Source organism: Streptomyces sp. TRD_SC_5 (genome assembly GCF_056836825.1).
The window spans coordinates 6388694-6400912 of record NZ_JBWZZS010000001.1 but is presented as its reverse complement, the minus strand read 5'-3'; the positions used below and the strand labels follow the sequence as shown (position 1 = coordinate 6400912).

The window sequence follows — 12219 nt, the reverse complement described above, 5'->3', positions numbered from 1 at the left end:
GTGGGTGTGCGGTCAGCGGATCATCGGGGTCACCAGTACCGCCCCTACCGTGCGTGCCACGATGAAGGACTGGCCCTTCGTCGCCCGGGCGTCCAGCGGGATCCGGTGCTTCCCCGGTTCCAGTACGCCGTCGAAGACCTCGTGGGTGTGCGTCCGGTACAGCCGGTCCAGGCGGTACGCGATCAGCTGTACCCGGCAGGTGGACGTCACCTCCACTCCCGCTTCGCCCTCCACCGCCACCAGCTGCGTGAGGCGGCGCTGCTCCGGTGGGCTGCGGTCCAGGGCGGCCTCTATTTGAGCTACGAGCAGAGGAATGACCGGGGCCAGGCCGTCCACGTAGGCCACATCGGCGCCCGCCCGCTCGAAAGCGGCCTGCGTGGCGGCGCGCACACGCTCGTCCACCGCCCTGCCGTAGGCCACGGCTCCGTACGCCCGCAGCTCTTCGGACGGTACGTCCGCCGCGTCGCCGGTGATGTCCGCGCCGATGTTGATCGTGCGCAGGGCGGCGGCCAGTTTCGCCAGTACGTCGACGCGCGCGCCGATGAGGAGGACTCGGCGGCGGGGTGGTGCTTCCTCGTCGTCGGCTGCCAGCAGTTGCTCCAGTGCCGTGCGGTACTGGGGGCCTCTGAAGCGGAACGGGCCTATCCCTTGGTAGCCGTTCAGGTCCAGGTCGGCGGTCTCGGACGTCTGCCAGGCGAAGTCCCGCCAGACGAAGTCGTCCCCCGCCCGCTCGATCACGGCGGTGACCGCGCCGCACTCCAGGCTTTCGCACTCGGGGCAGCCGTAGATGACGTACCGGCTCTCCGGGAGGGGCGCGTCCGCTTCCAGGAGCAGGCTGCGTACCTGGGCCGTGAAAATGGCGGGCGGTACGTCGGCGGCCAGAGGTGACACCGCGTCCAGGTCGGAGAGCTGGTGCAGCAGCGGGCGGCCGTCGATGAGGAAGTCCATGAAGTCGCGGTGCACTTGGTAGTCCCCGTTGACGAGGACACCACCGGCCCGCATGGCCGGGGCCAGCCCGAAAGTCGCGTAGTCGGCAGACATGTCCTGAGTATCCCCAGCTACGACGTGATGTGAGCACGGCAGCGCGGATCGGTTGGCGGGAGGGCCGGCGTGGGGGCCCGGCGCGGGGTCGGTGCCGCGCCGGGGCGTCTCCTCGGGTGCCGAACGTTCGGGTACTGGGGTTTCGTCGGGGTGGTTGCGTTCGACACCCTGCGGGGAGCGCCCCGGCACGTCCCCTCCCGGCACCGTGAGTCGCAGGGGGGCGCGTTCTGGCAGGGGTCGGCGGGGCGTCAGGGGTTTTTCTTGCGCTCGTCTCCCTCACCGGGGGTGGCCTCCGGGCCCGGGCCGATGCGGATCTCGAATTCGCCGGCGTACTTCTCGTGGCCCGCGATCACCGCGCTCTCCACGGCCTCCTCGGCGATCTCACCGCGGACGATCAGCGGGTCCTGGCGCAGGTCGCGCATGAGCGCGAGGCACATGCCCACCATGACGAGGACGAAGGGAGCCGCGACCAGGATGGTGAGGTTCTGGAGGCCGGCCAGCACGTCACCCTTTCCGTCGCCGACGAGCAGCATCACCGCGGCCACGGCGCCGGTGACCACGCCCCAGAAGATGACTACGAACCTGGCCGGTTCGAAGGTGCCGCGCTGGGAGAGCGTGCCCATGACGATCGAGGCGGCGTCCGCCCCGGAGACGAAGAAGATGGCGACCAGGATCATGACCAGGAGGCTCATCACGCTGGCGATGGGGTACTGCTGGAGTACGCCGAAGAGCTGGCCCTCGGGCGTCGACTCGTCACCGACCTGGTTGCGCTCCTGGAGCTTCATCGCCGTACCGCCGAAGATGGCGAACCAGACCAGGCTGACGGTGCTGGGAACGAGGATGACGCCACCGACGAACTGACGGATCGTCCGGCCGCGGCTGATGCGCGCGATGAACATGCCGACGAACGGCGTCCAGGAGATCCACCACGCCCAGTAGAAGACCGTCCAGCTGCTCAGCCAGTCGGAAACTTCGCCGCCGCCCGTCGCCGCCTCGGTACGGCCTGCCAGTTGTGGGATTTGGTCGATGTAGGCGGCGAGGGAGGTGGGGAGGAGGTCGAGGATCAGGATGGTCGGGCCCGCGATGAAGACGAAGGCCGCCAGGATGATGGCCAGGACCATGTTGGTGTTGGACAGCCACTGGATGCCCTTCTCCACGCCGGAAACGGCTGAGAAGACGAACGCGGCTGTGAGGACTCCGATGATGGAGATCAGGAGTCCGGTGCCTGCTTTCTCCATCCAGCCCAGTTCACGGAATCCGCTGCCGATCTGCAGGGCGCCCAGGCCGAGGGAGGTTGCGGAGCCGAAGAGGGTGGCGAAGATCGCGAGGATGTCGATCACCCGGCCGGGGGTGCCGTCGGCGCGCTTCTTGCCGATCAGCGGCTCGAAGACGGCGCTGATGGTCTGCCGCCTGCGGCGCCGGAAGGTGCTGTACGCGATGGCGAGGCCGACCACCGCGTAGATCGCCCAGGGGTGGAGGGTCCAGTGGAAGAGTGTGGTGGCCAGGGCCGTCTGCATGGCGTCCGCCGAGTCGGCGGGATCGGTGCCGGGCGGCGGGGTGATGTAGTGCGCGAGCGGCTCGCTGACGCCGTAGAACATCAGGCCGATGCCCATGCCGGCGCTGAACATCATCGCGACCCAGGACACGGTGCGGAACTCGGGCCCCTCGTGCTCCTGGCCGAGCGGGATTCTGCCGTAACGGCTGATGGCCAGCCAGAGAGCGAAGACGACGAACCCGGAGGCGGCCAGGACGAAGGCCCAGCCGCCGTTGTGCATCAGGCCGCTCAGCATCTTGTCGGAGACGCTCTCCAGCGCCTTGGTGAAGACGGAGCCCCAGAGCACGAAGGCCAGGGTGAGCACGGCCGTCACGCCGAACACCACCCGGTCGGTCCGGGGCGTCTCGTCCTCGTGCGGGTGGCGGCCCGGGAGAGCCGCCCTCACCGGCAGCCGAAGCCGTTGAGCCGGTTTCTGTTCGTGCGACACAGGCGGCACCTTTCGGGAATCACTGAGCTCGGTTTCGCTCTCCCGTACCCCCTACCACATGTGTTGCACGTCTCAACTGTCTAACAGGTGGTGTCGGGCCTACCGGGTGTGAGGTGGTACGCCGCACGGTCGTCGAGCAGGAGGACGGCCAGGTTTCGCCCGGACTGACGGAGCGGTACGTACGCGCCCTTGGCATGGGGGTGAGTGACGATGCCGTGGAGGGCCAGCTCGTCTCCCACTTGTGCGTACTGAGCCGGGGAGAGGTGGTAGCCGCAGGGCGGATTCTGGATCGTCTCGGTGGGTTCGGCCGGGTCGTTGTCCGCGCCGCCGAGGTAGACGGGGCCGCGGTCCGCGAAGCCCTGCGCGCGTGCGCGAACGGTGGCGGCTTTGATGCTTCCGCGCCGCTCGTGCGTGAAAGTGAACGCGCCGCTGAGGGCCTTTAGTTGGGTGTCCACTCGGCGCTTGTTGTTGAGGGCGGGGTTCTTCTGCTCTTCGGGCGTCAGTGGGTCCACTCGGGTTTCCACCAGAAGGCCCACTGCGTGCTTGATGCCGGCCGTGTTGCGCAGGATGCGCTCCTGGCCGTCGCCCGCCACCTGCTTGATCGGCTCGTTTGTCACCGGGTCCGTCCAGATGCCGTAGATGCCGCTGCTGAAGCCGGCGTCCTCGGCGTGGGGGCGTACATAGGACTCGGAGAGGGTGTGCGCCTCGGCGTGCACCTCGTTGTGGGTGTTGAGGTTGCGGGGCCAGAGCGCCAGGAGGTCCTTGTCGTAGTACGGCGGGGTGGCGCCGTACTCGTGCAGGTCGTAGACGATTTCGGGTTTGTGGTCGCGGATGACGGCGGCTGTCGCCCGGGCCTCGGCGCTCTTGAGGGCGATGTGGTCGCGGTTGATGTCGATGTTGTCGGAGTTGGTACGGGTGCCGGCGGCACGGCCGTCGGGGTTGGCCGTGGGGACGACGAGGACCGTGGTGCGGGCGAGGAAGTCGAGGGTCTTCTTGTCCTTGGCGTACGCGAGGTCCCGGACGGTTGACAGGCACGCCTCGCGTCCTGACGGTTCGTCGCCGTGCTGGGAGCAGATCAGGAGGACGGTGGTACTGGTGTGCCGCTGGGCCGCGATGCGGACGAGTTGGAGGGGGCGCTGCTGATTGGTCGTACCGATGGTGGACATCGTGACGCGGTTGGTGGCCCGGTCGACCTCGGTCAGGAAGTCCTGTTCCTCCGGCTGGGTCGTCCAGCGGGCGCCGTTGGTCTCCTCGAAGCCCGTACGGGGTGGGGCCGGGGACGCCTGGGCGGCGGTGGTCGTGGTGAAGGATGCGGCGAGGGCCGCTGCGGCGGCGCCGAGTGCGATGGCGCGGATACGCGTGTACATCAGCGGGTGCCTCCCGGGATCGGGCGGATGGAGCGCGGCTCGGCCACTCCGTCGAGCCGGGCGCCCGACGCGGTCCAGGCGCGCGAGCCGGCGGTGGCGCGGGCGAATGCCTTGGCGCCGCCGACGACAGGCAGTTCCGCGGCCGTACGGGACAGGTCGATGCCGAGGGTCGGGGTGGTCGAGGGCGGGTCGATGAGGCCCGCGTCCGTGCCGCCGACGATCAGAGCGAGACGGTGTCCGGCGGGCACGACGTGGTCGCTCGCGTGGAGGTCCAGGGTGATCGTGTACCGCTTCCCCGGGGTGAGCGGGCGGCCCTTGCCGGCGTCGGCGTAGGTGCCGAGATCGGCCCAGCCGCGGCTGAAGACGGTGTGGTCGACATTGGCGGTACGGGCCTTCGTTTCCTTGAAGCAGGAGCTGTCACCTGTGGTGCTCGGTCCCCAGCAGGTGCGGGCGGGGAGGGTGGTGATGCCTTCGCCCGAGGCGGTGTAGTCGCGGATCGTGTCGGGGCCGAGGTCGACCAGGACTGCGGAGAGGTGCGCGGTCGAGGTGGAAGGCGTCGCGGTGATCGTCACCTTGGAGGAGCCGGACAGGCGCAGGTCGCGAGTGAGCGGCTTGGTGGTGAAGCCTGCTTTGGATGTGGTCGATGTGTCGATCTGCGCCGCCCAGTCGCTCTCGCTGAGCTTGGGGTCGTCCGTGAAGGTTTCCGTGGCGCGAGGGCCCGCGGGCTTCAGGGAGAGGGTGCCGACGCCGGGCTCGACGCCCTTGGCGGGGCGCAGGGTGGTGGCGTCCGTGGAGCGGGGCGGCCAGACCTTGTCCGTGGACCACTGGTCGGGGGCGCGCTCGATGTCGGCCATCGGTTCGCGGTCGATGCCGTTGTCGTAGCCGAGGAGTTCGTGGTCGAACCAGCGGTGCAGGGTCTTGGCCCAGTCGGCGCGGCGGAAGTCGAAGGGGTCGACGTGGCCGGTCTGGGAGAGCCAGATCTTGCGGTCGACGCCTGCGTCGGCGAGGGTGTCCCACCACTGGCCGAAGTGCTTGGCGCGGACGTTGAGGTCCTGCATGCCGTGGATCAGGAAGACGCTGGCGTCGACCTTGTCCGCGTCGGGTACGTAGTCGCGCTCGGCCCAGAGGCTGGTGAAGTCGCCGTTGCGCGGGGCCTCGTCGACCAGGCGCTTCTGGACTGCCTGACAGCGGGTGCGGGCGTCGGGGCTCTCGACGTAGTCGGACAGCCAGTCGGGGCCGCTGTCGTAGAGGGGGGCGCCCTGGGCGAAGTAGTAGTCGTACCAGGAGGAGATCGCGCCGATCGGGACGATCGTCTTGAGACCCTCTACGCCGGTCGCCGCTACGCCGTTGGCTATGGTGCCGTCGTAACTCTTGCCGATCATTCCGGTGTTTCCGGTGGACCAGCGGGCCTTGGTGCGCTCGGAGCCGGTGCGGGTCGTGTACGCCTTGCCGCGGCCGTTCAGCCAGTCGACGACCGCCTTGGCGGACTGGATGTCGGAGTGGCCGCCCACGTCCACGCAGCCGTCGGAGCGGTTCGTTCCGGCGAGGTCGACGGCGACGAAGGCGTAGCCGCGGGGCACGAAGTAGTTGTCGTAGTAGAGCGGGAACTGGACGGGGTCGCCGTCCGCGTCGTACGTCTTCTTCTGGCTCTCGTTGCCGCGCCCGCAGCAGGAGTAGTACGGGCTGGCGTCCATGATGACGGGGATTTTCCGGCCCTGTTGGGCGGGTTCCCCGGGGCGGACGATGTCTACGGCGACCCGGTCGGTCTTCCCGTCGGCGTCGCCGTCCATGCGCGTGTCCACCCATACGGCTTCGCGGATCGCGTTGTCGTAGGAGTAGACCGGTCTGCTCTCCTTGGGCGCGGCGCCCTGGGCGCCCGCCGGGGTCAGCGCGACCGCCATCAGGGCAGCCGTGGCCGCCGGTATGAGCCTTCGCCACTTCGAGCGGGATCCCCGCGCAGATATCGGCATGGGCCTGGAAGGTACTCCGGTCAACTGCTGTGCAAAAGAGGGCAGGAGTGGGGCCGGTGTCGGCCAGATGGCAGTTGTGTGACAGGAGCGACCATGGACATGACTGGTGGCGCGTGGGCTGAATAGGGTGCGAACAGATCCTTCGGACTGACCACTTGGAGTATCCGTGCACCGCAGAATTCTCGTCCCTGGCGTACTGGCGGCCTCACTTCTGCTGGCGATCCCGGCATCGGCCGCAACTTTCGGCCCGGGCGCTCCGGGCATCGGCGACACCTACTACCCGGCCAGCGGCAACGGCGGATACGACGTGTCGCACTACGACCTCCGCCTGAAGTACCGGCCCACGACGGACCTGCTGGAGGGTACGGCGACCATCCTCGCCACCACCACGCAGAACCTCTCGCGCTTCAACCTCGACTTCGGTCTGGGCGTGAGCGAAGTGCGGGTCAACGGGAAGAAGGCCAAGTTCGTCAAGGAGGGAGACCAGGAGCTTGTCGTCACTCCCGCGGCCCCCCTGGAGAAGGGCCGGGCCGTCTCCCTCGTCGTCCGGTACGCCGGGAAGCCGTCCGAGCTGAAGATCGGTGGCTACACCGCCTGGCACCGCACCCCGGACGGCGGCGTCGCCGCCCAGGAGCCCGACTCGGCCGTGTGGTGGTTCCCGAGCAACGACCACCCGCTGGACAAGGCGACGTACGACGTCTCCGTCCTGGTGCCGGACGGCACGCAGGCCATCAGCAACGGCGTACTCCAGTCGCAGAGCTCGAAGCTGGGGTGGACCCGCTACAACTGGCGCTCGAACAAGCCGCAGGCGAGCTACCTCGCCACGCTCGCGGTCGGCAAGTTCGACATCACGACGGACAAGACGGCGGACGGGCTGCCCGTGCTCAACGCCTACAGCAAGGACCTCGGCGACAACGCCGGGGCGGCGCGCGCCAGCATCGAGCGGACCACCGAGGTCGCCGAGTACCTGACCGAGGTCTTCGGCCCCTACCCCTTCAACGCGCTCGGCGGTTACGTCCCGAACGTGGCGAGTGGTTATGCGCTGGAGACTCAGACCCGGCCGTTCTACAGCCCTCGGCAGTTCGCCAACGGCGCCAACGTCTCGGTCGTCGTCCATGAGCTGGCGCACCAGTGGTACGGCGACAGCGTGGCCGTCAAGGGCTGGAAGGACATCTGGATCAACGAGGGCTTCGCCCGTTACAGCCAGTGGCTCTGGTCCGAGAAGGAGGGTGAGGGCACGACGCAGGAGCTGGCCGATTACGTGTACGAGACGCGGGCGGCCGATGATCCCTTCTGGACGGTCGAGCCGGGCGACCCGGGGCCGGACAACCAGTTCCACATCGCCGTGTACGACCGGGGCGCGCTGGCGGTGCAGGCGCTGCGCAACGAGGTCGGTGACGAGGACTTCTTCAGGATTCTCAAGGGGTGGCCGGCCAAGTTCGCCCACGGCAACGCGAGCGTCGGTGACTTCGTGAAGTACGCCGAGAACGTCTCGGGCAAGCCGCTCGCCGGACTCTTCGACACCTGGCTGTACCAGCCGTCGAAGCCGGGTGCCCCGGCGGCGGCCGAGTACCGGATCGCGCGCTCGGACGCCGGTGAAGGCGCGAAGCCCGCGCAGCCCAAGTCGTGGAAGAAGATCGCCGCGACGAACACGGTCCACGAGCACGACCATCACTGAGTGAGCAGCAGTACGCCACGCCGCCGTCCCTTCGGGTGGGGGGCGGCGGTGTGTGCGTACGAGTGGGCTGAAAGCGCTCTCACCATGTCCTGGCTGCGGATATCCTCGCCCCAGCAGCCCTCTCCCCGAGCCGCCGAGGAGCGCCCGTCTTGCCCGAGCAGTCCGCTGGGTCCCGCCCCACGCTGGAAGCCGTCGCCGCCCGTGCCGGGGTCTCCCGGGCCACGGCCTCCCGTGTCGTCAACGGCGGGGCGGGCGTGCGGCGGCCACTGGCGGACAAGGTGCGGGAGGCGGTCGAGGAGCTGGGGTACGTCCCGAATCACGCGGCCAGGTCCCTCGTCACCCGGCAGAGCGGCGCGATCGCCGTGATCATCGCCGAGCCCGAGTTCAGGATCTTCTCGGACCCCTTCTTCGAGCAGCAGGTACGCGGGATCAGCCGGGAACTGACGGCGAACGACTCGCAGTTGGTACTGCTGTGGGTGGAAGGGCCGGGCGACTACGACCGCATCGCCCGCTACCTCGGGGGCGGCCACGTCGACGGCGCGCTCGCCTTCTCGCTGCACGACGACGACGGGCTGCCCGCCCTCATCCGCCGTGCCAAGGTCCCGACCGTCTTCGGCGGCCGCCCCGGCTCCGGTGCGGCCGCCGTACCGTACGTCGACTGCGACAACCGGGGCGGCGCCCGCAGTGCCGTACGCCACCTCGTCGGGCTGGGCCGGGAACGCGTCGCGCACATCGCGGGCCCCCGCGACCAGACTTCCGCCATCGACCGCGCCGACGGCTACCGCGACGTACTCTTCGACGCCGATCCCGCGCTGACCGCTCAGGGCGACTTCACCGTGGACAGCGGTGCGCGCGCGATGGCGGAACTGCTGGAGCGCCGGCCGGATCTGGATGCCGTCTTCGCCGCGAACGACCTGATGGCGGCGGGCGCTCTGCGGACCCTGCGGGAGTGGGGGCGGCGGGTGCCTCAGGAGGTCGCGCTCGTCGGGTTCGACGATGTGGCGGGCGTCGCGGAGGTGGCCGATCCCCCGCTGACCACGGTCCGCCAGGACATCGAGGGCATGGGGCGGCTGATGGTCAGGCTGCTGATGCGGGTGCTGAGCGAGGGCGGCGGTGACGGGCGCGCGCCGGCCTCGGTGATCATGCCGACCGAGCTGGTGCGGCGGGCCTCGGCCTGAGCGGCCGGGGCCCGCCGCGTGGGGGGTGTGTTCCGGTTACTGGAAGGGGACCACCAGGACCGAATCGCCCGTTCCGGTGCGGAGTTTCGCCGTTCCGTTGCCGATGGCGCTCCACACTTCGAGGCGCACGGTGCCACCCTTGAGGTCGCCGAGGGTGCCGGTCGCCGACTTGAGACCGCGTGCCTGGGTGTACTCCTCCCAGCCCGCCACCGGGTCGGTCGCGAAGTAGTTGTAGGTCTCCGTCCGGTCGTAGGTTCCGTCGCCCGTCAAGTCGTAGCTGACGCGCGCCTGCTGGCCGAGGCCGACCGTCGTGCCGGCGTCGAGCTGGAGGCGGAAGGCCGTCGGCGTACCGGACTTGAGCGTGCCGTTTACTCCCTTGGCCGTGTACGTCAGGGGCTGGTGCGGGGTGCCGTCGTGGTTGGCACCGCCGGCCGAGGCGATGGTGTCGGTGGCGGCCGTGGTGCCCGGAGTGGTGGTGAGGGCGCCTCCGGTGCGCAGTTGGAAGGTGTTGCCGGTGGGCGGTTCGGGATCGGGATCCGGGTCCGGGTCCGTGCCACCCGTGCCGGTGCCCGTCGCGGTCGAGCGGGCGGGGACGGTGAGCTTCCCGCCGTCCGTGAAGGTCACGGTGCGGGCGGTGGAGGTGTGGTTGTGGGCGGCGTACGTCCGTACCGTCCCCTTGGTGAAGACGGCGGACGTCGGGATGTCACCGCTCACCGTCGCGTCGGGCGCGCCGAGCGTGTCGAGGGTGCTGATCCAGTGGTAGGTGTGCGCCTTGGACTCGCCCTGCTCGGGCGTGTAGGCGGCGTGCCCCGCGTCCCACTTGGCCTTGGCGGCGGCCGGGTCGGCCAGCGACTGGAATTCCCAGAGGATGTCGCGCCATTCGACGGCGGGCCCGCCGTTCTCGCGTTCCATCTCGGCGAGGTTGCGCCGGATGGCGGTCTTCTCGCCGCCCAGGTGCAGTGAACCGCCGGTCACCGGGAGGACGTTGATGCCGTGGATCTCCTCCGGGTTGGCCGTCCACCAGGTGGCGTACGCCCCGCCGCTCCCCCACACCATGCCGACCGTGTCGTGGCCGAAGGCGGAGGGGAAGACCTGCTCGTCGGCGTCGAACCAGTACTGCGCGATCGCCTCGGACTCGGTGGTCAGGAGGTACGTTCCGAGGTCGCGCAGGGCCGTGTCGCCGGTCGCCGCGCCCCACAGGACGAGTCCGGCGCTGAGGTTGGTCGACTCGGAGGACGACTCCTGGTTGTTGCCGGCCGCGAAGCCCTGGTGGCCCGACGCCCAGCTGTGCCCGGCGTACACGTCGAAACCGCGCAGGAAGGGGAACGCGGTGTCCGTGCGGCTGGGGTTGGCGGCGTCCCGTACGAGCGTCTTCACCATGCCGCCCCACGCGGAGTCGGCGGCCCAGGCCTGGTCGTACTGGGCGACGATCGCGGCGGCGTAGACGTAGTAGCTGTAGTGGAAGTGGTGGTCGTTGAGCTCGGTGTCGCTGCCGTACGACGCCGGATAGCCGGTCAGCGTCTTCCAGGTCTTGTCGTACGAGAACTCGTTGGCGCCGCCGGCCGTGAACCAGTCCTGGAGGCGTCCCTTCATCAGACCGAGGAGCTTGTCGCGGACGGCGGTCTCACCGATCTGGTCGGCGACCGGTACGAGCTGGGCCAGGCGGCCCAGCGCCTTGCCGGTCCAGTAGGTGTCGGTGGCGCCGGAGAACGGGTCGGCGGCGTTCGCGGCCTCGGTCAGGTAGCCCCTGAGTCTGGCTTTGTCGACGCCGCTCGACTGCGGCAGTGCGGGCAGCACGCCGGAGGCCCGCTGGCTGGTGGTGAAGGAGGTGCTTTCGCGGACCTTCATCGTGCCGCGCGGCGAGATGTAGGTGTACGGGGTGAGCGGGTCGGTCGTGTGCAGCCACTGGTGGCGGTAGAGAGCCTGGAGCGTGCCCGTCTGAGTGCCCTCCTTCGCCTCGGTGGTGAGGGTGTACGTCGCCTTCACCGTGCCGCCCGTGGTGTCCCAGCTCGCCCTGGAGCCGGTGACGAAGCTGTACGCGTACTTCTTGTACGTCGCGAGGGCGTCGGTGGAGGGCAGTACGGCGAGCGAGAAGTAGTCCTTCGCGCCGAGGCCCGCGGTGAGCGTGGATCCGGCGATGTTCCAGTCGCTGCCGGTCGGTGCGAAGAGCGCGTAGTGGTGGCCGGCGACGGTGATGCCGAGGACGTTGCCCTGGTCGGAGAAGACGGCGGGGGCCCCGGCGGTGGTGATCTGGGCGCTGCCGCCAGAGCCCTTGGCGTATACGAAGGGCAGGCCGTGGCCGATGGTGGTGCGCAGGGTGCGGGCGCCGTCGGACCAGTAGGGGGTGACGGTCCAGTCGGACCAGTCGTCGGCCTTGGTGTCCGGGGAGTTGAGGCCGGTCAGCCCGAGCGTGAGGTCACGCTTGTGGGCGTACTCGTACTGGCGCCCGTCGCCGACGACGGCGGGGGTGGTCGGGTAGCCGACTTCCAGGCCGGCGGCGGTGGCCTGGTAGGTGAGCGGGTGGCCGTACATGGGTGTGGAGTGCGGATTGTCGCCGTACCGCTGGAAGGCGAGGGAGGACCACCAGTCGTTGGTGGGGAGCGGCTTGTCCTTCGCGGCCGGGGTGAGCTTGGGGGTGACGGGCGTGCCGGTGTTGGTGGTGGGCCCGGACGTTCCGGCGGGGCGTACGTCGGAGTAACTGCCGGACCCGACGGGGATGGTGGCGGCGGCCGCCGGGGCAGCGGCGGATCCGAGGCCGAGGGCGGCCAAGGCGGAGACGAGGATCAGCGCGGACGCGGTTCTGAAGGGAGGAGCTGGCATGGACGGCACCTCGAAATCGTGGGGGAAGGGCGTCCGAGAGCGCTCTCAGATAGCAGGGAACGTAAAACTTCTGAAATACAAGTGTCAATACATGTGACACAGACGGCAGTTGAGGGCGTGGTAGTCCGCCGCGCGTTCAAGTGTTGACGCGACGGGCGGACGGGAGCATGCTCCGAGTGGAGA

General features: G+C 69.4%; 7 protein-coding genes. 2 read left to right on the top strand and 5 right to left on the bottom strand.

Features of this window, described 5'->3' with window-relative positions; all coding sequences use genetic code 11:
• Window positions 1-12: 12 nt before the first annotated feature.
• The 4 genes from AC1P0E_RS29270 to AC1P0E_RS29255 all read right to left on the bottom strand — a co-directional run bounded on the left by AC1P0E_RS29270 (window position 13) and on the right by AC1P0E_RS29255 (window position 6360).
• On the bottom strand, window positions 13-1041 hold the full coding sequence (locus tag AC1P0E_RS29270; protein WP_482745108.1) for an oxidoreductase: 1029 nt from the start codon (window positions 1039-1041) through the stop codon (window positions 13-15).
• A 248-nt stretch (window positions 1042-1289) separates the two neighbouring features.
• Window positions 1290-2981 (bottom strand): BCCT family transporter, encoded by a 1692-nt coding sequence (locus tag AC1P0E_RS29265; RefSeq protein ID WP_482745945.1) that lies wholly within the window; start codon window positions 2979-2981, stop codon window positions 1290-1292.
• 122 nt (window positions 2982-3103) lie between these two features.
• The gene (locus AC1P0E_RS29260) at window positions 3104-4390 is read right to left on the bottom strand and encodes a M14 family metallopeptidase (protein ID WP_482745107.1); all 1287 of its coding nucleotides are present in this window, start codon (window positions 4388-4390) and stop codon (window positions 3104-3106) included.
• On the bottom strand, window positions 4390-6360 hold the full coding sequence (locus AC1P0E_RS29255) for a Xaa-Pro dipeptidyl-peptidase (protein ID WP_482745106.1): 1971 nt from the start codon (window positions 6358-6360) through the stop codon (window positions 4390-4392). The genes AC1P0E_RS29260 and AC1P0E_RS29255 overlap by 1 nt, the downstream gene beginning before the upstream one ends.
• Before the next feature lie 166 nt (window positions 6361-6526).
• Between AC1P0E_RS29255 and AC1P0E_RS29250 the strand changes: the two genes are divergently transcribed.
• Window positions 6527-8038: a M1 family metallopeptidase gene (locus AC1P0E_RS29250; protein ID WP_482745105.1), complete on the top strand. Its 1512-nt coding sequence runs from the start codon at window positions 6527-6529 to the stop codon at window positions 8036-8038.
• A 149-nt stretch (window positions 8039-8187) separates the two neighbouring features.
• On the top strand, window positions 8188-9216 hold the full coding sequence (locus AC1P0E_RS29245) for a LacI family DNA-binding transcriptional regulator (protein WP_482745104.1): 1029 nt from the start codon (window positions 8188-8190) through the stop codon (window positions 9214-9216).
• A gap of 36 nt (window positions 9217-9252) precedes the next feature.
• Here AC1P0E_RS29245 and AC1P0E_RS29240 read toward each other — a convergent pair whose 3' ends face one another.
• Window positions 9253-12036 (bottom strand): glycosyl hydrolase, encoded by a 2784-nt coding sequence (locus tag AC1P0E_RS29240; protein WP_482745103.1) that lies wholly within the window; start codon window positions 12034-12036, stop codon window positions 9253-9255.
• Window positions 12037-12219 lie beyond the last annotated feature (183 nt).